General features: G+C 66.0%; 25 protein-coding genes. 13 read left to right on the forward strand and 12 right to left on the reverse strand.

Annotation, left to right across the window (positions count from 1 at the left end):
• Positions 1-199: 199 nt before the first annotated feature.
• The gene (locus OEJ37_RS22280; protein ID WP_081103924.1) at positions 200-556 is read right to left on the reverse strand and encodes a helix-turn-helix domain-containing protein; all 357 of its coding nucleotides are present in this window, start codon (positions 554-556) and stop codon (positions 200-202) included.
• A gap of 1063 nt (positions 557-1619) precedes the next feature.
• Here OEJ37_RS22280 and OEJ37_RS22285 point away from each other — a divergent pair.
• Both OEJ37_RS22285 and OEJ37_RS22290 read left to right on the forward strand, forming a co-directional pair.
• The gene (locus OEJ37_RS22285) at positions 1620-2237 is read left to right on the forward strand and encodes a LysE family translocator (protein ID WP_174416859.1); all 618 of its coding nucleotides are present in this window, start codon (positions 1620-1622) and stop codon (positions 2235-2237) included.
• 106 nt (positions 2238-2343) lie between these two features.
• The gene (locus tag OEJ37_RS22290; protein WP_111019268.1) at positions 2344-2592 is read left to right on the forward strand and encodes a hypothetical protein; all 249 of its coding nucleotides are present in this window, start codon (positions 2344-2346) and stop codon (positions 2590-2592) included.
• A gap of 57 nt (positions 2593-2649) precedes the next feature.
• Here OEJ37_RS22290 and OEJ37_RS22295 read toward each other — a convergent pair whose 3' ends face one another.
• The 7 genes from OEJ37_RS22295 to OEJ37_RS22325 all read right to left on the reverse strand — a co-directional run bounded on the left by OEJ37_RS22295 (position 2650) and on the right by OEJ37_RS22325 (position 9679).
• Positions 2650-4008 carry an MFS transporter gene (locus OEJ37_RS22295; protein WP_175917245.1) on the reverse strand — a complete coding sequence of 453 codons (1359 nt, stop codon included), beginning with the start codon at positions 4006-4008 and terminating at the stop codon, positions 2650-2652.
• 264 nt (positions 4009-4272) lie between these two features.
• Positions 4273-4659, reverse strand: a complete 387-nt coding sequence (pcaC, locus tag OEJ37_RS22300; protein ID WP_046548861.1) for a 4-carboxymuconolactone decarboxylase — start codon at positions 4657-4659, stop codon at positions 4273-4275.
• Positions 4660-4669: 10 nt separating this feature from the next.
• Positions 4670-5455, reverse strand: a complete 786-nt coding sequence (gene pcaD, locus OEJ37_RS22305; RefSeq protein ID WP_263345675.1) for a 3-oxoadipate enol-lactonase — start codon at positions 5453-5455, stop codon at positions 4670-4672.
• Positions 5455-6828, reverse strand: coding sequence for a 3-carboxy-cis,cis-muconate cycloisomerase (locus OEJ37_RS22310; RefSeq protein ID WP_263345676.1), 1374 nt, complete (start codon positions 6826-6828; stop codon positions 5455-5457). The genes pcaD and OEJ37_RS22310 overlap by 1 nt, the downstream gene beginning before the upstream one ends.
• 88 nt (positions 6829-6916) lie before the next feature.
• Positions 6917-7573, reverse strand: a complete 657-nt coding sequence (locus tag OEJ37_RS22315) for a CoA transferase subunit B (RefSeq protein ID WP_089431929.1) — start codon at positions 7571-7573, stop codon at positions 6917-6919.
• A 13-nt stretch (positions 7574-7586) separates the two neighbouring features.
• On the reverse strand, positions 7587-8303 hold the full coding sequence (locus tag OEJ37_RS22320; protein WP_047902047.1) for a 3-oxoacid CoA-transferase subunit A: 717 nt from the start codon (positions 8301-8303) through the stop codon (positions 7587-7589).
• A 143-nt stretch (positions 8304-8446) separates the two neighbouring features.
• Positions 8447-9679 carry a 4-hydroxybenzoate 3-monooxygenase gene (locus OEJ37_RS22325; protein WP_263345679.1) on the reverse strand — a complete coding sequence of 411 codons (1233 nt, stop codon included), beginning with the start codon at positions 9677-9679 and terminating at the stop codon, positions 8447-8449.
• A 116-nt stretch (positions 9680-9795) separates the two neighbouring features.
• Between OEJ37_RS22325 and OEJ37_RS22330 the strand changes: the two genes are divergently transcribed.
• From OEJ37_RS22330 to OEJ37_RS22340, 3 genes are all read left to right on the forward strand, one after another.
• A complete protein-coding gene (locus OEJ37_RS22330; RefSeq protein WP_263345681.1) occupies positions 9796-10722 on the forward strand; it encodes a LysR family transcriptional regulator in 927 nt (308 codons plus the stop codon).
• A gap of 98 nt (positions 10723-10820) precedes the next feature.
• Positions 10821-11450 (forward strand): GTP cyclohydrolase I FolE, encoded by a 630-nt coding sequence (gene folE / locus OEJ37_RS22335; protein ID WP_174416865.1) that lies wholly within the window; start codon positions 10821-10823, stop codon positions 11448-11450.
• A complete protein-coding gene (locus OEJ37_RS22340; protein ID WP_263345684.1) occupies positions 11450-12253 on the forward strand; it encodes an SDR family oxidoreductase in 804 nt (267 codons plus the stop codon). Before folE ends, OEJ37_RS22340 begins: the two co-directional genes overlap by 1 nt.
• A 41-nt stretch (positions 12254-12294) precedes the next feature.
• On the opposite strand, the gene epsC is transcribed toward OEJ37_RS22340, so the two are convergent.
• Both epsC and OEJ37_RS22350 read right to left on the reverse strand, forming a co-directional pair.
• A complete protein-coding gene (epsC, locus tag OEJ37_RS22345) occupies positions 12295-13215 on the reverse strand; it encodes a serine O-acetyltransferase EpsC (protein ID WP_152855866.1) in 921 nt (306 codons plus the stop codon).
• A 138-nt stretch (positions 13216-13353) separates the two neighbouring features.
• Positions 13354-13587 carry a hypothetical protein gene (locus OEJ37_RS22350; RefSeq protein WP_034181465.1) on the reverse strand — a complete coding sequence of 78 codons (234 nt, stop codon included), beginning with the start codon at positions 13585-13587 and terminating at the stop codon, positions 13354-13356.
• A 279-nt stretch (positions 13588-13866) separates the two neighbouring features.
• Between OEJ37_RS22350 and OEJ37_RS22355 the strand changes: the two genes are divergently transcribed.
• The 3 genes from OEJ37_RS22355 (at position 13867) to fnr (ending at position 16182) form a co-directional block, all read left to right on the forward strand.
• Positions 13867-14277 (forward strand): DUF3005 domain-containing protein, encoded by a 411-nt coding sequence (locus OEJ37_RS22355; protein ID WP_174416867.1) that lies wholly within the window; start codon positions 13867-13869, stop codon positions 14275-14277.
• A gap of 587 nt (positions 14278-14864) precedes the next feature.
• On the forward strand, positions 14865-15332 hold the full coding sequence (locus tag OEJ37_RS22360; protein ID WP_174416868.1) for a universal stress protein: 468 nt from the start codon (positions 14865-14867) through the stop codon (positions 15330-15332).
• A gap of 103 nt (positions 15333-15435) precedes the next feature.
• On the forward strand, positions 15436-16182 hold the full coding sequence (gene fnr, locus OEJ37_RS22365) for a fumarate/nitrate reduction transcriptional regulator Fnr (protein WP_152855863.1): 747 nt from the start codon (positions 15436-15438) through the stop codon (positions 16180-16182).
• Between the two features lie 48 nt (positions 16183-16230).
• Here the strand turns inward: fnr and OEJ37_RS22370 are convergent, their stop codons facing one another.
• Positions 16231-17124, reverse strand: a complete 894-nt coding sequence (locus OEJ37_RS22370) for a LysR family transcriptional regulator ArgP (protein WP_174416869.1) — start codon at positions 17122-17124, stop codon at positions 16231-16233.
• Positions 17125-17233: 109 nt separating this feature from the next.
• On the opposite strand from OEJ37_RS22370, the gene OEJ37_RS22375 reads away from it, so the two are divergent.
• From OEJ37_RS22375 to OEJ37_RS22385, 3 genes are all read left to right on the forward strand, one after another.
• Positions 17234-17854 (forward strand): LysE/ArgO family amino acid transporter, encoded by a 621-nt coding sequence (locus OEJ37_RS22375; protein ID WP_034181470.1) that lies wholly within the window; start codon positions 17234-17236, stop codon positions 17852-17854.
• 380 nt (positions 17855-18234) lie between these two features.
• Positions 18235-19182 (forward strand): aldo/keto reductase, encoded by a 948-nt coding sequence (locus tag OEJ37_RS22380; protein WP_263345689.1) that lies wholly within the window; start codon positions 18235-18237, stop codon positions 19180-19182.
• Between the two features lie 464 nt (positions 19183-19646).
• Positions 19647-20042 (forward strand): GMC oxidoreductase, encoded by a 396-nt coding sequence (locus OEJ37_RS22385; RefSeq protein ID WP_411859283.1) that lies wholly within the window; start codon positions 19647-19649, stop codon positions 20040-20042.
• Between the two features lie 85 nt (positions 20043-20127).
• Here the strand turns inward: OEJ37_RS22385 and OEJ37_RS22390 are convergent, their stop codons facing one another.
• Positions 20128-21108: a helix-turn-helix domain-containing protein gene (locus tag OEJ37_RS22390; protein ID WP_263345690.1), complete on the reverse strand. Its 981-nt coding sequence runs from the start codon at positions 21106-21108 to the stop codon at positions 20128-20130.
• A 184-nt stretch (positions 21109-21292) separates the two neighbouring features.
• Between OEJ37_RS22390 and OEJ37_RS22395 the strand changes: the two genes are divergently transcribed.
• A complete protein-coding gene (locus OEJ37_RS22395) occupies positions 21293-21826 on the forward strand; it encodes a 2,4'-dihydroxyacetophenone dioxygenase family protein (protein WP_174416873.1) in 534 nt (177 codons plus the stop codon).
• 18 nt (positions 21827-21844) lie between these two features.
• A complete protein-coding gene (locus OEJ37_RS22400; protein WP_263345691.1) occupies positions 21845-23149 on the forward strand; it encodes an MFS transporter in 1305 nt (434 codons plus the stop codon).

A 23149-nucleotide genomic window follows, 5' to 3' on the forward strand; every position in this document is an offset into this window, starting at 1 on the left:
CACGCAACGAGGAGACGAGTTGGGCCTTGACGCCGATGAGGGGGGAGCTATACTGAAGTCGCTTAGGTTTCAGTTGTGCTCCCGCTCAGTCGGGTCGAAAGAACCAATCCGTCGTAAAGGGTTGGTTTTTTCTTTTCTGTCGAATAGGCAGTACTCCTAATTCAATAGGTTGATGGGGAAAGGCATTTTCAGGATGACGTTACCGATCCAGCCTCGCCACCAGCTCATCAAGCAAGGTGACTTCGTCACCGCTTAGACGCGTCGACGCTCGCACCAGGCGATTGATCAGGCGCAACGTATCTGAGTGCAGGTCGTCAGGTAACCGCAATTTCCTTTGCGAGTCCAGAGCGGCTTCAAGCAATGAAGCGACATCGGCGTTGCTCATGCCGAGTACCGCAGCAATCCGCTCGATTTGTTCGGTCGATGGTGGCGGCTTAACCGCGCGTTCCAACTTCCAGACATATTGAATCGCGACCCCAAGCTGCCTGGCCACATTCGTCTGACTGAGGCCGGCTCGCTTTCGGTAGTGCACCAATGCGTTTGAGAATGGAGTCATCGCCTTGCACCTACACATGTCCTATCTCTCAATGTATGTGGTGACCCAGCCGGCGGACAAGTAAATTTTTTCTTCTTCCAGGCGACAGCAAAGGCAGAAGAACCCTCGTGTTAGTCAAAAAATAGAGGCACGCGTTATGGAAACGCTGAAAAGGAGAAGAAAATAATTTCCCTTTTTGTACAAGTGTCGGCTCGTATGTTTCTCGAATAGGGTCGATTCATTCGTCAAACTTCTGAACGGCATACGCAAGGAAATCGACGAAAATTAATCCATAGGTGTTCAAACGACGCGCAGATTTGCGGTGACGGATGAACGGTGCCGGCCGGCCGATAAGCATCCGTTGCGCGAAAGTTACACTCCCAAGACAAGTGTGGGCCGGGTTGCAAAGCAACACAAATAGCCATGGCTCACATCGCCACGATTGGTATGACAATTTGAAGCGTGTGCCGCAGAAAGGCTGCACAGAGCCTCTAGGTCTACTTCGTCAGGTCATCAAGACGATCGACAAAGCCATCCCCGGCGATTCGATCAAGTTCTCGCTAAAGCAAGATCACGACAACCTTCGACTCGGAGCGGCCGTAGAAGCCAATCTTGGCGATGCGCTCAAGTGCCACATCGACCTGTACGGGGAGGGTTAGCCGAACGAGCCGAGTAGCTTCGGCAGATGGCTTGCGCCTTAAACTAAGCATCGACCTCCCCATTGGCTTGAGGAGACACGCCCCAGACGTGAAACGGCGATTGAGCGTCGTCAATGCGGCGACATCGATCTGACACCATCGACTAAACATTGCGTCGTAGGCCGTCACTGCCAAATATTCTCCGATCATTTTCTGCCTATCCATACGGATTACATGCCCAACGCATGAAAGGTAGCCAATTATTCAAAGACAACTTATTGAGACTGCGGACATCTTTTCTGAGAGACAACAAAAAAACCGCCGCCTGAAAAACCATCCCACCCGCCCCGTACCGGCAATCGTCAATCCAACTGTACCGGTACTGTACCGTCAACCGTCGCTAAACTGACTTCCATCCCAGTCTCGAACCGAATGGAGAATCCGCGATGGAATTCCTCACCCTGAGCGCGCTGCCTGCCGGCATGCTGTTCGCGCTCGTCACGTCGATCACGCCCGGCCCGAACAACACGATGCTGCTCGCATCCGGCGTGAATTTCGGTTTCCGCCGCACGATGCCGCACCTGTTCGGCATCAGCGTCGGCGTCGCGATCCTGATGCTCTGCGTCGGTTTCGGCCTCGGCGAAGCGTTCAAGCGCATGCCGCTGCTGTACACGATCCTCGAAGCCGCGAGCGTCGCGTACCTGCTCTACCTCGCGTGGCGCATCGGCACGTCGGGCGAAGTGAAGGCGAACGGCGGCAAGCCGCGGCCGATGACGTTCATCGAAGCCGCCGCGTTCCAGTGGGTCAACCCGAAAGCGTGGATGATGGTGCTGACCGCCGCGACGACGATCCGCCTGTCCGCCGACTACGGAATGAACGCCGCGTGGATGGCCGTCGTGTTCATCCTGATCGGCTTTCCGTGCATCAGCCTGTGGGCCGCGTTCGGCCTCGGCCTGCGCCGCTTCCTGTCGAACCGCCGCGCGTTGCGCATCTTCAACGTGACGATGGCCGTGCTGCTGATCCTGTCGCTGTATCCGCTCATCGCGCACTTGCTGCCGCAGTGAGCGCTCACAGCGCGCCCGTTGAGATTCATGTGATGCAGGCGTACCCTTTCGGTACGGGCGCGCGCAGCCGCTTCGCGGTCGCGCCGCTGCTGCCGGGAGAAAGCCGATGAAACCCATGCTGAGGACGGGCGAGCACATCGAGGGAATGCACTGGATCGCCGAGTATCGCCCGCTCACGCACGACATCCGCGTGCTGCGCGAGAACATCGAAGTCGGCATTTACTGTGCGCCGCCCACGCTGTTCGGCGAAGAGGAAGAGATGGGCGCCGCGAACCTCGCCGATCATCGCGGCCGGGAGGCCGCGCTGCGCGCGTATCTGCGCAACTTCGTCAAGGAACACGACGCGGAGGAATAGCGGCGCGGAAGGCGCCGTTCGCAAAGGGCCGGCGCATCGCACCGGCCCGCGCTGCGCTCAATGCCCGAGCGATTCGATCTTGCCTGCCGGCTGCGCGACGCCATGCGGCCGCGCCATCTGCTTGATCAGCAGCGCGATGCACGCGAGCACGCCCGCGACGGCGATCGTCGCGAACACGCCCGCGAACGTGAAGTGCCGGCGCGTCAGTTCGGCGACGAGGAACGACCCGGCGATCCCGCCGAAGCGGCCGACGCCGAGCATCCACGCGACACCGGTGCCGCGCCCCTCGGTCGGATAGAACGCGGCGGCAAGCGCCGGCATCGACGATTGCGCGGTGTTCATCAGCACGCCGGCCACGAACACGACCAGCACGAGCAGCCCGACGTTGCCGGCCGCCTGCCCGATCGCATACACGCTCACCGCCGTCAGCGCATAGCACACGGCGATCACGCGGTTCGCGTTGAAGCGGTCCATCAGCACGCCGCACAGCACGGCGCCCACGCCGCCGAGCGGGAACAGCGCCGAGATCAGCGTCGCGCTCTTCGGCGTCAGGCCGGCATCCTTCAGCAGGATCGGCATCCAGTTGATCGAGGCATAGAAGATCACGAGGCCCATGAAGTACGCGATCCACAGCATCACGGAGCCGACGATGTACGAACGCGACAGCACGACACCGAGGCCCTTGCCGCCCGTCTGAGGCGCGGCCTCGGTCATCGCGAACGAGCCGGCATTCAGCGCGTCGCGCGAGATGCGCGCAAGCGTTGCGCGGATCTTGTCGACGGCCTGGCCGCTCGCGACCATGAAGCGCACCGATTCGGGCATCTTCAGCAGCAACAGCACGCCGAGCAGCAGCGGCGTCACGCCGCCGAGCATCAGCACGCTGCGCCAGCCGAAATGCGGAATCATCCACGCGGCCAGGAAACCACCGAACGCGGCACCGAGCGGGAAGCCGCAGAACATCAGGTTGATCACGGTCGCGCGGCGCTTGTCCGGACAGAATTCGCCCATCATCGTGACCGCGTTCGGCATCGCCGCGCCGAGCCCGACGCCCGTGACGAAACGCAGGATCGTCAGGTGTCCGATGGTCGTCGAGAACGCGGACACGAAACACGCGACGCCGAACAGGAATACCGAGCCGAGCAGCAGCGAGCGGCGCCCGAGCCGGTCGGACAGCGGGCCCGACACGAGCGCGCCGCACGCGAGGCCGAACAGCGCGGCGCTCAGCACCGGCGCGAGATCGGGTTTGGTCAGGTTCCATTCGCCGAGCAGCGACGGCGCGATGAAACCGATCGCGGCCGTATCGAAGCCGTCGAGCAGCACGATCACGAAACACATGAGGAACACGAGCCACTGAAAGCCGCCGAACGGCTGCTCGTTGATGAAGGTCTGGACATCGACCACGGTTGCGCGATTCATCGCGAGTCTCCTGTGTCGACCGGCGTTGGCGCTTCAGCGCTTACTCCGGTCCCATGCAACGCTAATATATGTATGAGCAATACGGCATGGTTGCCGCGCCCTTCCTTTGTGCGCCCACCGGCCATCCGGTGTGCCGCGCGCCGATACTCTGCCGGCGCGTTCATCGCTCCCGTCGTCGACGGCCCGCTTGCGACAGCGGGCCACGCGATCGATTGCGGTCGCCCTCAGCCGACCGCTCCTGACCTGCCGTCTTACGCGGCCGCCCTAGGCGGCCCCGTCCTGTTCCTTGAAGATCTTGTCCGCGAGATGGAACGCGGAATTCGCGGCCGGCACGCCGCAATAGATCGCGGTCTGCAGCAGCACTTCCTTGATCTCGTCGCGCGTCACGCCGTTGTTGCGCGCGGCGCGCAGATGCAGTGCCAGTTCCTCGCCGCGGTTCAGCGCCACCATCATCGCGATGGTCAGCAGGCTGCGCGTGTGGCGCGGCAGGCCGTCGCGCGTCCAGATCTCGCCCCACGCATAGCGCGTGATCAGGTTCTGGAATTCGTCGGTCACCTCGGTGCGGTTCTCGAGCGAACGGTCGACGTGTGCATCGCCGAGCACCGCGCGACGCACCTTCATCCCTGCTTCGTAACGTTCCTGGTCATCCATTGCCGGTGCCTCACGCGGTCAGGAAATCGAGCAGCGCGCGGTTGAAGCCGTCGGTGCACTCGATGTTCGAAATATGCGCGGCGTCGAATTCGACGTGACGCGCGCCGGGAATCGCGGCAGCCAGCGCGCGGCCCTGGTCGGGCGGCGTCGACATGTCCTTCGCGCCGGTCACGACGAGCACCGGCAGCGCGATGCCTTTCACCTCTTCGCGCAGGTCGGCCGCGTTCAGCGCGTCGCAGTTCGCCGCATAGCCGTCCTTGTCGGTATGCACGAAGGTGTCGCGGATCGCGTCGAACAGGCGCGGCTCGCGCTCGACGAACGCATCGGTGAACCAGCGCGGCAGCACGGCGTCCGCGAGCGCGGCCATCCCTTCGGCGCGTGCCTTCTGCGCGCGCGGCACCCACACTTCCGGCGAGCCGATCTTCGCGGCGGTGTTCGACAGCACCGCGCGAACGATGCGCGACGGGTAGCGCGCGGCCAGCGCGGCGCCCGTCAGCCCGCCCATCGAGATCCCGCAGAAATGCGCGCGCGCGATGCCGACATGGTCGAGCAGGCCGATCACGTCGCCGGCGAGCTGGTCGATCGTGTACGAACCGGCCGGCGCGTCGGAATGGCCGTGGCCGCGCGTGTCGTAGCGCAGGATGTTGAAGTGCTGCGTGAGCGGACGGATCTGCGGCGCCCACATCTGCAGGTCGGCGCCGAGCGAGTTCGAGAAGACGAGCCACGGCGCATCGTCGCGCGCGGCACGGTCGATCCGGTAATGCAGTTTCACGCCGTTGACTGTGGCGAAAGGCATCAATGTTCTCCTGGTTGGGTCGTGCCCGCATGCAGCGCGAGCACGGCGTCGACATAGGCCTGCGCCTCGCCGACGTAATGTGCGGGATCGAGCAGCCGCGCGAGCGCGTCGCGCGACAGGTGGGCGGACACGGTTGCATCGGCGGCGAGCACGTCGAACAGCGTCGCGCCGGTGCGCACTGCTTCCTTCGACGCGTGCTCGACGACGTGATGCGCATCGAGCCGGCCGATCCGGTCGCCGAGCGCGAGCATCACGGCTTCGCCGAGGATCAGCCCGTGCGTCAGGTCGAGGTTCGCGGCAAGGCGTTCGGTGTTCACGTCGAGGCCCGCGACGATCTGCGCGATCTGCGCGAGCGCGCCGCCCGTCAGCCGCGCGAGGTCGGGCAGCGCATCCCATTCGGCCTGCCAGCCGCCGAGCGCGCGCTCGTGCTCCTGGACCATGCCCGCGAACACGGTCGCGACGAGGTTCGGCGCGCGTACGGCGGCGGTCAGCACGGCCGCGCAGCCGACCGGGTTGCGCTTGTGCGGCATCGTCGACGAGCCGCCCTTGCCGGCGGCAGTCGGTTCGCCGAGCTCGCCGACTTCGGTTTGCATCTGCAGCGACACGTCGCGCGCGATCTTGCCGAGCGTACCCGTCAGCATCCCGAAGCACGACGCGGCTTCCGCGATGCGGTCGCGCTGCGTATGCCACGGCACGGCCGGCACGGCGAGCTTCAGGTCGGCCGCGAGCGCGGCCGTGACGTCGCGCGCGTGCTCGCGCAGGCTCGCGAGCGTGCCGGCCGCGCCGCCGAACTGCAGCACCAGTACGCGCTCGCGCAATTCGGCGAAGCGCGCGCGATGGCGAAGCAGCGCATCGAGCCATTGGGCGAATTTCAGGCCGAGCGTGATCGGCAGCGCCTGCTGCAGCCAGGTGCGACCGATCATCGGCGTCGCGCGATGCGTGCGCGCGAGCGCCGCGAGCGATGCACACGCTTCGTCGAGCATCGGATCGAGCACGTCGAGCGTGTCGCGCAGCTGCAGCACGGTGGCGGTATCGATGATGTCCTGGCTCGTCGCGCCCCAGTGCACGAACTTCGCGGCCTCGGGGTCGTCGGCCTTCACTTGCGCGGTGAGCTGCTTGACGAGCGGAATCGCGAGATTGCCGCCGAGCGCCGCGCCGTGCGCGAGCGCGTCGGCGTCGAGCCGGCTTGCGTCGCATGCGCGTTCGATCGGCGCGACCGCGGCGGCGGGAATCACCTGCCGCGCGGCGAGCGCGCGCGCGAGCGCGGCCTCGACGTCGAGCATCCGCTGGATCGTCGCACGCGGCGACCAGATCCGGTTGAGCGGCTCGGTGCCGCAGATGAGGGAGGTCAGGCGGGCGCTGTCTTCGAGCATGGCATCAGATTGGGGAAACGGCGTGCGCCTATTGTCCACCCAAGCGCGCCGGCGTGCGCTCGATCGCGCGCGCCGGCACGCCTGCGGTTCAGGCAGCGGCCTTTTGCGTCGCGTCGATCAACGGCACGCCGGTCAGCTTCTGCAGTTCGTCGAACGACAGGTCGGTGAAGATCTCGCTCACCGCGAGGCCGTCGGCCGTCACGTCGAGCACGGCGAGATCCGTATAGATACGGCTCACGCATTGCACGCCGGTGACCGGATACGAACACTGCGCGACGATCTTGCTTTCGCCCTGCTTCGTCAGGTGCTCCATCATCACGAACACCTGCTTCGCGCCGATCGCGAGATCCATCGCGCCGCCGACCGCCGGAATCGCATCGGGCGCGCCCGTATGCCAGTTCGCAAGATCGCCGTTCGCGGACACCTGGAACGCGCCGAGCACACAGTAGTCGAGGTGGCCGCCGCGCATCATCGCGAACGAATCCGCATGGTGGAAATACGCGCCGCCGGTGAGCAGCGTCACGTGCTGCTTGCCGGCGTTGATCAGTTCGTCGTCTTCCTCGCCCGGCGCGGGCGCGGGGCCCATGCCGAGCAGGCCGTTCTCGCTGTGCAGGAAGATTTCCTTGCTCGGGTCGAGGTGGTTCGCCACCAGCGTCGGCACGCCGATGCCGAGGTTCACGTACGCGCCTTCGGGGATGTCCTGCGCGACGCGCTTGGCCATTTCATCGCGGGTCAGTCGTTTCATCTGGATATCTCCCTCAAGCGGCTTGCGATGCAGCGTGTTCGGCGGCCAGCTCGGCCGCATGAGCGGCCTGCGGCACCTCGACGATGCGCTGAACGAAAATGCCCGGCGTCACGATGTGTTCCGGGTTCAGCGCACCGAGCGGCACGACTTCCGACACCTGCACGATCGCGACCTTCGCGGCGCTGGCCATGATCGGCCCGAAGTTGCGCGCGGTCTTGCGATACACGAGATTGCCCCAGCGATCGCCCTTGTATGCCTTCACGAACGCGAAATCGGCGTGGATCGGCGTCTCGAACACATACTGCTTGCCGTCGATCACGCGCGTTTCCTTGCCTTCCGCGAGCTTGGTGCCAAAGCCCGTCGGCGTGAAGAAGCCGCCGATGCCGGCGCCCGCCGCGCGGATGCGCTCCGCGAGGTTGCCCTGCGGCACGAGTTCCAGCTCGATCTCGCCCGCGCGGTACAGCCCGTCGAACACCTGCGAGTCGCTCTGGCGCGGGAACGAGCAGATGATCTTGCGCACCTGTTTCGCCTTGAGCAGCGCCGCGAGGCCCGTCTCGCCGTTGCCCGCGTTGTTGTTGACGATCGTCAGGTCGCGCGCGCCCTGTTCGATCAGCGCGTCGATCAGCTCGGACGGCATGCCGGCCGTGCCGAAGCCGCCGATCATGATTGTCGCGCCATCGTGGACGTCGGCAACCGCCGACTGAAGCGATTCGAAAATCTTGTTGACCATGTCTCTTCCTGATACGAACCCGCGGCACGATGCGCGGCCTGTCGAGGGGACACGCGCGTGCCGCGTGCCGCGCCGGGGCCGATTTCGACTCCGGTATTTGTTCGCTATTCGAACCTAGATTCGATTAGCGAACGATGGGCCGATCATAGAGTCGTGCACAGCGCGTTGTCAAGGCGGGTTGCCTCGGGGGTCGCTGCGTCGTCGAACGGCAGCCCGACGTAGTTTTCGGCGAGCGACTGCGCGGCGGCCCGCGAGCGCGTCACGTATTTCAGCTCGGCAAACTTCAGGCGATTGACGAACGGCGAATCCTCCGGCGACGAATGCAGCATGTTCGTCATGAAGTACGAGAAGTGCTCGGCGCGCCACACGCGCTCGAGGCAGGTCGCCGTATACGTGTCGAGCGGCGTCGCGTCGCCCGTCCGGTAACGTGCGCCGAGCGCGCGGGACAGCGCGCGGACGTCGGCCACCGCGAGGTTCATCCCCTTCGCGCCGGTCGGCGGCACGATGTGCGCGGCGTCGCCGGCGAGGAACAGCCGGCCGTGCTGCATCGTCTCCGACACGAAGCTGCGCATCGGCGTCACGCTCTTCTGCGTGATCCGACCCTCGGTCGGCGTCCAGCCCGTGTCGTTCGAGAAGCGCGTGTGCAGCTCGTCCCAGATCCGCGCATCGGACCATTCGGCGAGGTTTTCGTCGGGCTTGCATTGCAGGTACAGGCGCGTGACCGTCGGCGAGCGCATCGAGAACAGCGCGAAGCCGTTGTCGTGATGCGCGTACACGAGCTCGTCGAGCGACGGCGCCGCGTCGGCGAGGATGCCGAGCCACGCGAACGGGTAGACGCGCTCGAACGTGTTCAGCCGCTCGGCCGGGATCGTCTGGCGCGCGATGCCGTGGAAGCCGTCGCAGCCGGCGATGTAGTCGCAGTCGATGCGGTCCACGCGGCCGTCCGCATGCTTGAACGTGACGAACGGGTGTTCGCCTTCGACGTCGTGCAGCGCGACGTCGCTGACTTCGAAATGCATCTGGTGGCCATGCTCGACACCGGCCGCGATCAGGTCGCGCACGACTTCATGCTGGCTGTAGACGGTGATCGCGCGCCCGCCGGTCAGTTCGGACAGGTCGATGCGATGGCGCTGCCCGGAGAACAGCAGTTCGATGCCGTGATGCTCGAGCCCTTCTCGGCGCATCCGGTCGCCGAGGCCGGCGTCGTTCAGCGTATCGACCGTGCCCTGCTCCAGCACGCCGGCGCGGATGCGGTTCTCGCAGTATTCGCGCGAACGCGCTTCGACGAGGATGGAATCGACGCCTTGCAGGCGCAGCAGATGGGACAGCAGAAGGCCGGACGGACCGGCGCCGATGACCGCGACTTGGGTGCGCATTGTTCGCCTCCTGAACATTGGTTCGAGTAATGGAACACATTTGAGCGCTTTCCCGACTATGCGGCAACGCGATTCAGGAGATATGTTGTATACGTTTTGGAGATATTGGCCCGGTGATGGATTCGCTCGATCTGAACCTCATTCCTTACCTCGTCGCGCTCGACGACACGCGCAACGTGAGCCGCGCCGGCGACCTGCTCGGCGTGAGCCAGCCGCGCGTGAGCACGGCGCTCGGCCGGCTGCGCGAGTATTTCGGCGATCCGCTGTTCGTGCGCACGTCGCGCGGGATGGAGCCGACGCCGCGCGCGCTCGCGCTGCTGCCGGCCGCACGCGACGCGCTCGCGCAGATCGAGCGCGGCCTCGTCGCGCCGCACGACTTCGATCCGGCCGCGAGCACGCATACGTTCTCGATCGCGCTGTCGGACGTCGGCGAGATCGTGTTCCTGCCGAAGCTGCTGCAGGCGTTCGCGACACGCGCGCCGCACGCGAACCTGCGTTCCGTCTCGCTCGCGCACGACGAAGTCGGCCGCGGCCTCGAAGCCGGGTCGATCGATCTCGCGGTCGGCTACTTCCCCGACCTGGACGGCAACAACTTCTTCCAGCAACGGTTGTTCACGCACCGGTTCGTGTGCCTGATGCGGCGCGGCCATCCGCTCGAACAGGCGCCGCCGTTCACGGTCGAGCAGTTCCTCGCGTGCGGGCACGCGGTGGTGCGCGCCGAAGGGCGCAGCCAGGAAGTGCTCGAGAAATACCTGGCGAAGCAGCGCATGCAGCGCCGCGCGGTGCTCGAGACGCCGCACTTCATGAGCCTGCCGTTCATCCTGAGCCGCACCGACCTGATCGCGACGGTGCCGCATGCGATCGGCTATGCGTATGCGGCCGAGCATGCGTTCATCGTGCCCGTCGAGCCGCCGCTCGCGCTGCCGCACTTCGACCTGAAGCAGCACTGGCACCGCAAGTATCACAACGATCCGCGCACCGCGTGGCTGCGCGGCGTCGTCGCGTCGCTGTTCAACGACGAGCAGGACGAATGGCCGAAGTGAGCGCTAAGGCCTGTTCGCGCTAGTACGCACGACCCGCGAAAGCATGAAACAATTGTCGGATATCGGCCGCCGCGGGCGGCCTTCGATGGAGCCACTACATGGGTAAAAAATCCGCGCGGCCCGAGCCGGCCGCATCCCGGCCGAGCCGCGAAGAAGCCGAGGCCGCCGTCCGCGTGCTGTTGCGCTGGGCCGGCGATGATCCCGCACGCGAGGGCCTGGTCGACACGCCCGCGCGCGTCGTGCGCGCGTACGAGCAGTTCTTCGCCGGTTATGCGGTGGAGCCGCGCGACATCCTCGCGCGCACGTTCAGCGAAGTCGACGGCTACGACGAGATGATCGTGCTGAAGGACATCCGCTTCGAGAGCTACTGCGAGCACCACATGGTGCCGATCATCGGCCGCGCGCACGTCGCGTATCTGCCGAACCATCGCGTGGTCGGCATCTCGAAGCTCGCGCGCCTCGTCGACGCGTTCGCGAAGCGCCTGCAGATCCAGGAAAAGATGACCGTGCAGATCGCCGATACGCTGTTCGACGTGCTGCAGCCGAAGGGTGTCGGCGTGATCCTCGAAGCCGCGCACCAATGCATCTCGACGCGCGGCGTGCACAAGCCGGGCGTCGAGATGGTCACGTCGCGCATGCTCGGCTCGTTCCGCACCGATCCGTCGACGCGGCGCGAATTCCTGTCGATCGTCGCCAATCCTTCTTCAGTCAACCTGACGAATACGTAATGGAGTCGACGAAGCAAACGGCGCATGCGCCCGTCGTGCTCGTGACCGGCGCCGCGCGCCGGGCCGGGCGCGCGTTCGCCGAGTATTTCGCCGCGCACGGCTATCGCACCGCGGTGCACTACGACCGTTCGGCCGATGCCGCAAACGCGGCGGCCCGTGCGATCGCCGAACGCGGGCACGATTCGATCGCGCTGCAGGCCGACCTGTCGGATGCCGCGCAAATCACCGCGCTGATCGACCAGGTGTATGCGCGCTTCGGGCGCCTCGACGTGCTCGTCAACAACGCGTCGGTGTTCTGGCAGGACCACTTCCCGAGCTTCGACCTCGCGGCATTCGACCAGGCGTGGGCCGTCAACTGCCGCGCGCCGATCCTGCTCACGCGCGCATTCTACGAACGGGCGCGCGCCTCCGGCACGCAGGGTGTCGTCGTGAATGTGGTCGACCAGAAGATCAAGGAAAACTTTCACCGCGACCATTTCAGCTACACGGTCGCGAAGGCCGCGCTCGGCAACCTCACGCAGATGCTCGCGCTGTCGTGCGCGCCCGTGCTGCGCGTGAACGCGGTGTTCCCGGGGCTGATGCTGCCGAGCGACGACCAGACGCAGGCCGACTTCGAACACGCGAGCCGCGCATCGACGCCGCTCGCGCGCATCGCGGGCCCCGACGACGTCGCGAGCGCGATCCTGCTGCTGACGGGCAACGCCTACAACGGCGTGGATTTCGTCGTCGATGCGGGGCAGAACCTGATCCGTGTGGACCAGGACGTGCTGTACAAGCACCGCTCGCCCGCCGGCAAGCACTGACGCACGCGCGGCGGCGGCCGGCGGCCGGCGGCCGCGCCGCGTTACGGCTTCTCGGCGCTGCCGCCTTCGCGGGCCCTGGTCTGCGCGACGCTCGTGCCGGGCGGCACGCTGTGCGTAAGCCACACGTTGCCGCCGATCACCGAGCCGCGCCCGATCGTCACGCGGCCGAGAATCGTCGCACCCGCATAGATCACCACGTCGTCCTCGACGATCGGGTGCCGTGCGTTGCCCTTGACCAGCGCACCTTCGCCATCGGCAGGGAAGCTCTTCGCGCCGAGCGTGACGGCCTGGTACAGGCGCACGCGCTCGCCGATGATCGCCGTCTCGCCGATCACGACACCGGTGCCGTGGTCGATGAAGAAGCTCGGGCCGATCCGCGCGCCGGGGTGGATGTCGATGCCGGTAGCCGAGTGGGCGATTTCATTGATGAAGCGCGCGAGCAGCGGCACGCCGAGCTGGTGCAGCGCATGCGCAAGCCGGTGGTGCATCATCGCCAGCACGCCCGGATAGCACAGCAGGATCTCGGTGATGTGCTGCGCGGCCGGATCGCCCGCGTACGCGGCCTGGATGTCGCTGACGAGCAGCGCGCGGACCGCCGGCAACTGCCGGCCGAACTCGCGCGCGATCTCGAACGCGCGCTCGTCGAGTTCCGCGAACGGCGTGTCCGCATGCTCGGGCAGGAACGGCAGCGCGCGGCGAATCTGCTCGCACAGCACGCGTAGCGTGCTTTCGAGCGTGTGGCCGACGTAATAATCGACGCTTTCGTCGGTGAGATCCGGCGCGCCGTAATGCGTCGGAAACATCGACGCGCGCAGGCCGGTCACAATCTTGCAGATCGCATCGCGGGACGGCAGTTCGCGGATGCCGCGCGGATGGCGCGTGCGATGGAGCTCCTCGCGCGACTCGCGCAAGCCGGCGACGATTTCTTCGAGGCCCCACTGACGGACGGGTGATGTCGACATATGCAAATGCACGCGGCCGCGCTCGGTCGCACGGCCGCTAATAAAGTGACGGGTTCCACAAGATTACCGCGTTTTTTGTCCGGAAGCGGCACACCGGGGATCGACCGGACGGCCGACGATGCCGGAAACGCGACGGCGTCAGATCACGATGCTGCTCGCGTCGATCCAGCGCACGGCCCAGTCACGCGCGTGCGCGATCGCGGCGCCTTCGTCGTTGAACTGGAGCTCGGTCGGAAAAAAACGGTTCGCAACCAACTCCCCGTCGCTCGATCGGGAGATCACGACGTAGGGCTTGAACGAACCGTCACTGGCGCGCGCGGGCGCGCAATTCAACAGATAACCGCGGTGCGTGAAGGCAGTAGTCGCTTGCATGAATCCGCCACCTCTAGTCCCTTGCTTTGTTGTTCACTACCCGTCTTTAAGGGTGCTGCGGCGCCCCGGCGCGGGCAGAGGCGGCGAGATCGCATCCCCTGTCGCCGCTTCGCAGGAAAAGAATCATACTCTGTAGAAAACGCGTCTTCTAGCTGAAATAAATCACGACAAATCAGTGCGCGTCGCGCGACCGCGGCGATCGTCCGCGCGCCTCTTCCCCGTCTTACCCGGAACGGGACTTGCTTCGATCCGGAACGCTTCGCCGCCAGGAGAGCCGTGATGGAATCATCCGGTCAAACAGGTCATTTGCATCCGCACAGCGTCGAGCTCGACAACGACGACACCCACGACAGCACGGTCGACACCGACGGCAAGAACCGCGAGGCGTGGCTGCTCGCCGGTGGCGGGCCGATCTCGCCCGACCAGATCACGGGCAGCAACGCGTCGCTCGTCAATGCGATGCCGGAAGCCGGCGACGGCCTTGCCGGTTTCGACAGCCGCACCGGCGGCAACCATCCGGCGTTCGCGCTGCGCGCGGGCTACGTAGTGATCGAGAAAGGCTTCGCCGCGCCGTCGCCCGCTGACGATGCGCAGTTCGGCCCCGTCCACCGGATGTACGGCAGCGCGTACTGGCCCGGCCACGGACGGCGGCCGGAACGAGTGATCGAACTGACGGCCGTGCCGAGGTAGCCGGCGCGGCGTTTGAATCGATCGTTCGTTTGCGGATCGACGTCGGTCGACAGTCGATGCCGGCGGATTGGTGCACGCGACGGTTGCGCAAGCGAACGATTCCGCGCATCGGCATCGGCGGTTTCATGCATCCCGCGAATCGCACCGAGCACATGCGTTGATCGAAGTCATGTCGAAACGGCGCGGTTGCGATTGAATGACGATGCTTGCAGTTCATCGGCGCGGCTGTTGCACCGTGTCGGTGCGGCATGCACGCGCCGCAATGCGTGCACCGGTGCAACGCGCGATTCCGATGCCCGCGTATCCGTTCCCCGCGACGATGCGGTCTTCATCCACCAGCGCTCCGGAGCCGGCTGTCGCGAACCACGCGAACCACGGATGCGACGCAGCCATGCGACACGCGTCGCGCAGCGCGGCATGCATTGCGTGCATGGCCGTGCGCCGCGGCGCCGGAGGCGCTGCTGTAGCGCGGCAGGACAGGCACCGCACTGCAAAGTCCCCGCCATTGGTTTACTCTGCCTCGCAGCATTGCTCAGACAGATCGGCCATCCGGCCGAGTTCGTTTCAACCCGCCACTCGGAGACACTATGTACAAGCGTATTCTGGTTGCCGTCGACGGCAGCGACACGTCCCGCCATGCGTTCGATGCCGCGCTGGCGCTCGCGAAAGCGCACGGCGCCGAGCTGCAACCGTTCTACGTCGTCGAGAACGCCGCGATCTACTACAACGTGCCGGGCTACGATCCGTCGGTGCTGCGCGATCAGCTCGTCGCGCAAGGCAACGAGCTCGCGAAGGATTTCACGAAGCAGATGCAGGCAGCGGGCGTGAAAGGCGACACGCGGCTGACCGAAGCGACGTCGCTCGTCGATGTGTCGTCGCTGATCCTCGAGGGCGCGAAGGCGTTCGGCGCCGATCTGCTCGTGCTGGGCACGCACGGCCGCCGCGGGTTCCGCCGTCTCGTGCTCGGCAGCATCGCCGAACAATGCGTGCGGCACGCGACGCTGCCCGTGCTGCTGATTCCGGCGGCCGCCAACACGGACGAGCAGGCCGCGTGAACGGTGTTCGACATCCGCGGCCGGTCGCGACGTTTTGTCACCCGACAGCGACAACTTGCGGTGGGACAATGATTCAGTCGATTCAACGCCGGAGTAAACGATCATGCTGACGCCCGTCGCCACACGCACCGCCGCCACGTCTCACGCCGGCAGCTGGGCTCCTCGCCAGGCCGCGCACTGCTCGACGTGCGCAATGCGGCACCTGTGCATGCCGCAGGGCCTGGCGCCCGAAGCGCTCAGCCGGCTCGAGTCGGTCATCTGCGCGGCGCGCCCCGTCAAGCGCGGCGAAGCGCTGTTCCGCGAAGGCGACGCATTCGACAACCTGTACGCTGTGCGCTCGGGTTCGCTGAAAACCGTCGCCACGCGCCATGACGGCCGCGAACAGGTCACAGGCCTGCATCTCGCGGGCGAAGCGCTCGGCCTCGACGGCATCTGCGACGACACGCATCCGCGCACCGCGGTCGCGCTCGAAGACAGCTCCGTCTGCGTGATTCCGTACAGCGCGCTGAAGGCGCTGTGCTCGGAAGCCGGCTCGATGCAGTTGCGCATGCACAAGCTGATGAGCGAACAGATCGTGCGCGAAACGTCGCAGACGATGCTGCTCGGTTCGCTGAATGCCGAAGAACGTGTCGCCGCTTTCCTGCTCGACGTATCGTCGCGCTACCTGAAGCGCGGTTACTCGCCGTCGGAATTCAATCTGCGGATGACGCGCGAAGACATCGGCAGCTACCTCGGCATGACGCTCGAAACGGTCAGCCGCACGCTGTCCAAATTCCAGAAGCGCGGCCTGATCGAAATGCAGGGCCGCCACGTGCAGATCATCGACTTCGACGGCCTGCATCACGTCTGACCCCGCACGGCGCGCGCATCTCGCGCGCCACCCGCGTGACGTTACCGATCAATCGAGAAACAGCGCGGCGCGCGCCTTCAGCGCCGCGCTGAAATCGTCGAGCCAGCCGATCGACAAACGCCAGCTCTGCCAGTAAAGATCGATGTCGACGGTCCGCCCGCGCGACATGTCGACCAGTTCGCCCGCCGCCAGCTGCCGGTCGACCATCCGGTCCGGGCACATCCCCCATCCCAATCCCGTTTCGCATGCGCGCAGATAGCCCGCGACGTGCGGTATCCAGTGCTGCGGCGGATCGAGATCCGCTCGCGTCACGCGCCGGATGAAACGCGCCTGCAACCCGTCCTTCGGATTGAACATCACGCACGGCGCGCGGCGCAACGCATCGCGCGTGATGCCCGCGCTGAAATAGCGTTCGTAAAACGCCGGCGAGCACACCGCGCGATAGCGGATACGCCCGAGCCGCTCCGACCGGCATCCCTGGATCGGCTCGGCCTGCGCGGTCACTGCGCCCTGCACGCTGCCGTCTCGGATGCGCGCGGCCGTGTAATCCTGGTCGTCGATCACGAGGTCGAGCAACGTCTCGCGCTCCGTGCAGAACGGCCCGACCGCGTCGATGAACCACGTCGCGACGCTGTCGTCGTTGACGGCCACGCGCAACATCGGCCATGCGCTCGCGATCTGGCCCGGCAACGCCGGCATCCGGCCGCCCAGTTCGGCCTCGAGCAGTTGCACGCGCTCGGTGTGCCGGCACAGCAGCGCGCCCGACGTCGTCGCGACGCACGGCTGCCCGCGCTTGACGAGCACGCTGCCGACGCGCTCCTCCAGCAGTTTCACGCGCTGCGATACGGCCGACGGCGTGACGTTCAGCTCCTTGGCCGCGCGCTCGAACGAGCCATACCGGATCACGGCCGCGAGCGCATCGAGCAGGGCGTAGTCGAGCATTAGATTTCCTTAATCCGCATTAGGTGAATTAGCTTCTCTTATTTTCATGCTGACCGCAGACTAGCGCCATCCGATTCATCCGTCTACTGCTTCCACTGCTGTCACCACCATGAACTGGCTCGCTTTTTCCCACGGCGCCGCACTGTGCGCATCGCTCATCGTCACCATCGGCGCGCAGAACGCGTTCGTGCTCCGCCAAGGCATCATGCGCTCGCATGTCGGCAAGATCGTGCTGCTGTGCGCGCTGTCCGACATGATCCTGATCGGCGCCGGTGTCGGCGGCGCATCGGTACTCGTCGAGCGGTATCCGACTTTCGTCCACGCGGTGCTGTATGTCGGCCTCGCGTATCTCGCATGGTTCGGCATCAACGCGCTGCGCCGTGCGTTCAAGCCGGGCCACGCAACGCTCGACGTGCGCGGCGACGCGGTCGCGCCGCCGCCGCAGAGCGGGCTCGCGATCGTGCTGATGACGCTCGCGTTCACGTGGCTCAACCCGCACGTATATCTCGACACGTTCCTGCTGATCGGCACGGCCGGCGCGCGCGAGCCGGAAGGCGCGCGGCTCGCGTTCGCGATCGGCGCGATGGCGGTCAGCGTCGTGTGGTTTCTCGGGCTCGGTTACGGTGCGCGATTGCTGGCGCCGTGGTTCCGCAAGGCCGTTGCGTGGCGCGTGCTGGACGGCGCGATCGGCAGCATGGTGCTGTTTCTCGCGGCGGTGCAGTTGCGCTGACCGACTCGCCGACGCACGGGCGGCTGCTTGCCGCCTGTCTGCCGATCTGCTCCGGTGCAACGCCGGGGCATCCGTCCCTCCCATCCGCTTCCGCCGACACGGCATCCCGCTTCCCGCAGCGCATCGCCGCCACGAAATTCAGCTCCAGATCCAACGCAGTCGTACGGACCACCAACGTGACGGACGATGCTTCCGTCATCTGTCGCAGGCCGTCCATCATCGCGGCGACGCGCCGCCTGCACGAATCCGATCGTTCGGCGAGAATGTCCGCTGTCCTGCGACAACGGCGCAACTGCTTCGCGCACCCCGTCGACTCGTCTCGCTCGATCTGGCCAATCGCGCAGTTCAATTCCGTCACCCCACCGATATCGGAGCAGAACATGGCACTACGCACTCTCGGCACATCGAACATCCAGGTTTCGCCGCTCGCCTTCGGCGGCAACGTCTTCGGCTGGACCGTCGACGAGAACGGATCGTTTTCGCTGCTCGACGCGCTCGCCGACACCGGCATCAACTTCATCGACACGGCCGACGTCTATTCGGCCTGGGCGCCCGGCAACAGCGGCGGCGAATCGGAAACGATCATCGGCAAGTGGCTCAAGCGTTCCGGCAAGCGCGAGCAGGTCGTGATCGCGACCAAGGTCGGCCTGCTTTCGACACGCGCGGGCCTGACGAAAGACAACATCCTGAAGGCCGCCGACGATTCGCTGCGCCGCCTGCAGACCGACTACATCGACCTGTATTTCTCGCACCGCGACCTCGCCGATACGGCCCCGCTCGAGGAAACGCTCGGCGCGTACCAGACGCTGATCGACGCGGGCAAGGTGCGCATCATCGGCGCATCGAACTACAGCGGCGCGCGCCTGCGCGAAGCCGCCGACATCAGCAAGCGCGACGGCCTGCCCGCGTACCAGGTCATCCAGCCCGAGTACAACCTGATCGACCGCGCCGACTACGAACGCGATCTCGAGCCGGTCGTGCGCGACCTGAAGCTCGGCGTCGTCAACTATTACGCGCTCGCGAGCGGTTTCCTGTCGGGCAAGTACCGCAGCGAGGCCGACCTGAAGAAGAGCGTGCGCGGCGATCGCGTCGCCGGTTATCTCGACGAGCGCGGCCTGCGCATTCTCGCGGCGCTCGACGCCGTGTCGGCGAAGCACGGCACGCAGCCGGCGGCAATCGCGCTCGCGTGGCAGATCGCGCGGCCGACGATCACCGCGCCGATCGCGAGCGCGACGTCGCTCGCGCAGCTCGAATTGCTCGGCGAAGCGATCCGCCTTCAACTCGATCAGGACGACATCCGGCAGATCGACGAGGCCAGCGCGACCTGAAGTCGGCGGCGGCAGGCCGCTCAATGGAATCGCGCGGTCATGCGGTTCCGCGACCGGCCTGCGTCATCTGTGCTCCGCTATCGCCGAAGTCGCAGTCGCAGTCGCAGATGCGGATGCGGATGCGGATGCGGGAACGATCGGGAATCTACGCGAACGTCTACGACCCAAAGCGGGCCGGCCACGTGAGCGTCGAATTCCTCGACAACACGATGGGATACGACAAAGACGTTTCGCTCGGACTGCCGTCGTCTTCGTCCAAGTAGGCCGGTCGCACCTGTCGGCAGCGCGTAGCGATACGCGCGCTACGTAGTCGAAAATCGCACTTGCGTTTTGACTCGCACGGCCGCTTCCGTTGACCCAGCCGGACATCGATCGCGCATCCGGCCGCAACGCCACGCTGCACGTGCGTCGCGCGCCGGCCCCGGTCTTTCACGGATTGACCGCGGCATTCGACGTGCCCGAGACTGCGCGGCAGCGATCCGGCCGCGCCGATCCTGTTCGACAGCGGCGCGCTGTCCGACCCGGCCGACGTCGACGGCCTCGTGCGCGGCGTCGCGCTCGCCCGGCGGATCATCCGCGCGCCGTCGCTCGCGCGCATCGTTCGCGAAGCCGAGACGCTGACCGATGCAGCACTTGCCGACTACGTGCGGCGCCGCGCGAAGACCGTCTACCACCCGGCCGGCACCTGCCGCATGGGCAACGACGCGCACGCGGTCGTCACGCCGCGCCTCGCGGTGCAAGACATCGACGGATTGCGGATCTGCGACGCGTCGGTGATGCCGCGCATCGTGTCAGGCAACACGAACGCGCCGACGATCATGATCGCGGAGCGTTGCGCGGAGTTCATGCCGGCGGAGTGACGCGGCACGTGTGCGCCGCGCTGCATCGTACCGAAAACAAAAACGGCGCGTGACATACGCGCCGTCGCCACATCGACTGCCGGGATCAGAATTCAGCCGCGCGCGCCGCATCGCGCAGCGCGATCGGCGACGCGCCGTAGCGCTCGCGAATCGCGCGGCTGAAGTGCGCCTGGCTCGAGAACCCCCAGCGGAACGCGATCTCGCCGACGCTCGTCTTGCGCAGCCGCGCATCCGTCAGCTCGCGATGCGCGTGCATCAGCCGTTCCGACCAGATATGCTGCGTGATCGACTCGCCTTCGGCCGCAAAAAGCCGGCCCAGATGGCGCAGCGACAACCCGACCGCGTCGGCAACAGCCTGCGGCCCGAGCTCCGGCTCGCCGAGATGCGTCGCGATGTACTGCTTCGCGGTCAGCAGGTACGACAACGACGCGCGCGATGCGCCCGCGCCGTTCACTTCCGCGTCGATGAGTTCCGCGATCAGCGTGCGCGTGTGCTCGGCAAAGCGCGCGGCATCGCGCTCGACCGGATCCTTCATGAAGCGCTCGACGCTCGCGCGCAGCGTCGCACCGAGCATCGCGCCCGCGCCCGGCTTCGGCGCGATCCGCAGCGGCAGCGCCGCCAGCTCCGCATCGAGCCGGTCGTCGAACGTCGTGATCGGAATATCGATCAGCAGTTGCCGCATCGGCGTCAGGAATCCGAACAGATAAGGCACGCGCGTGTCGTAGACGACGACATCGCCGGCTTCCGCAAGCAGGCACCGGTCGCGCTGGATGAAATACGCGCGCCCGCTCAGGATCTGGCACGCGAACAGCGATTCCTTCGGCAGTTGGCGCACCAACGCGGGACTGCGCTCGATCACGTGATCCTGGCCGCTGATGTCCGCGATGCCGAGGCCCGGCAGCGCAATGTCGGTCTTCTCGACTTCGAGCCCCGCCGGCGACAGCGACGAGCAGCGCAGGCCGACCAGCGTCGCGGCGTTGAACGCATCCCAGTACGCCATCCGGTCGCGCACCGGCACGTCGGCCGTCGAGCCTCGCGTGCGTGAAAAAACGGTCGAATTCGTCACGTCGCCTCCTGCTGGCGCCCGTCGTACGGGGCGGCATGCATCGCGGAATTGGGGGATGGATCGTTTAAACGTCGTGCGGTGCGATGTCCGGCCCGATCAAGCAATTCGTCCAGCCCAGTCAAGAGCGGCGCGCACCGGCTGGCTAAAGTCGAGCCCACGACACCCAAACACAAGGAGACAAACCGTGGTCGACAAAGCCGTAGCCGAATTCTGGCAAAACATCCCGCCGATTGCCAATCCGTTCAAGCCCGATGCGCTGCCCGAAGCCTACATCGCGAACGCGGCCACCGAAGACGAGCGCTATTACGTTCCGTTCACCGAAACGGTTTCGTCGCGGCCGCTGTGGATCTCGCCGTCGCAGAACAAATGGTGCGACATCCTGATGGCGAAGGAAGCGGGGCTCGTGAACCGGCACTATCACCCGCACGAGGTGTTCGCGTACACGCTGTCCGGCAAATGGGGCTACCTGGAACACGAATGGACCGCGACGAAGGGCGATTTCGTGTACGAGACGCCGGGCGAAGGCCACACGCTCGTCGCGTTCGATCACCCCGAGCCGATGCGCGCGTTCTTCATCGTCAAGGGGCCGCTGATCTGGCTCGACGAAGACGGCAACCCCGACGGCTATTTCGACGTGCATTCGTACATCGCGATGTGCAACGCGCATTACGAGAAGGTCGGCCTCGGCGCGCAGGCGATCGAGAAGCTGTTCCGCTGACGCGCGACGAGGCCCGCCATGACATCCCGCCCTTCCCCCAAGCTTGCATGGACGTATGAGAACAGGCTGCTGCTGATCCTGTTCATGACGTTCGGCTTCGTGTTCTTCGACCGCCTCGCGCTGTCGTTCCTGTTCCCGTTCATGTCCGCCGAACTGCACCTGACGAATGCGCAGCTCGGCATGGTGTCGTCCGCGCTCGCGCTCACGTGGGCGCTGTCCGGCGCCGCGACCGGCGCGTGGTCCGACGCGCGCGGCACGCGCAAGCCGCTGCTGATCGCGGCCGTGGTCGGCTTTTCCGTGTGCTCGGCGCTGTCAGGGCTCGTCGGCGGCTTCGCAAGCCTGATCGCGTTCCGCGCGCTGATGGGTATCGCCGAGGGCCCCGTGCTGCCGCTGTCGCAGTCGCTGATGGTCGAGAGTTCGACGCCGAGCCGCCGCGGGCTGAACATGGGTCTGCTGCAGGGCTCGGCCGCCGGCCTGCTCGGCGCGATGATCGGCCCGCCGGTCGTGATCGGCATCGCGACCGCATACGGCTGGCGCCACGCGTTCTACGTGTCGTGCATTCCGGGTTTCCTGATCGCGTTCTGCATCTGGCGCTGGGTGCGCGAAGTGCCGCCCGGCGGTGCGCGGCATGCGCAGGCTGACACCGTCGGCACGCCGGCGGCGGGCGGCGTGCCGATCAGCCGCTGGGCACTGCTGAAGGAACGCAACATCCTGCTGTGCGTGCTGATCAGCTGCTTCTTCCTCACGTGGTTCATCGTGATCATCTCGTTCGCGCCGGTTTTCCTCGTCGACAGCCGCCACCTGTCCCCCGCCGACATGGGCGTCGTGATGACCTGCCTCGGCGCCGCATGGGTGTTCTGGGGCTTCGCGGTGCCGGCGATCTCCGACCGGATCGGCCGCAAGCCGACGATGATCGTGTTCGCGCTGGTCGCCGCCGCGTGCCCCGTCGCGATGATTCACGCGAATTCGCTATGGGCGCTCTGCGCGCTCGTGCTCGCGACCTACACAGGCCTTGGCTGCTTCACGCTGTTCATGGCGACGATCCCGGCCGAAACGGTGCCGCCCCGCTCGATCGCCAGCGCGCTCGGGCTGATCATGGGCGCCGGCGAACTGATCGGCGGCTTCGTCGCGCCGACCGTCGCCGGCTTCGCGGCCGACAAGTACGGCCTGCAGTTCGCGATGTGGACGTCGGCAACCGGCGCGATCCTCGCGTGCGTGCTGTCGTTCGGCCTCGTCGAAACCGCGCCCGCCGTGCTGCGCAAGCGCGCGCTCGCCGGCGCCGCCGCGAACCGTCTCGATACGCAGAACCTCGGAGGACGCTGA

The sequence above is a fragment of the Burkholderia sp. BKH01 genome, assembly GCF_025685725.1.
Lineage (GTDB): Bacteria > Pseudomonadota > Gammaproteobacteria > Burkholderiales > Burkholderiaceae > Burkholderia > Burkholderia pyrrocinia_C.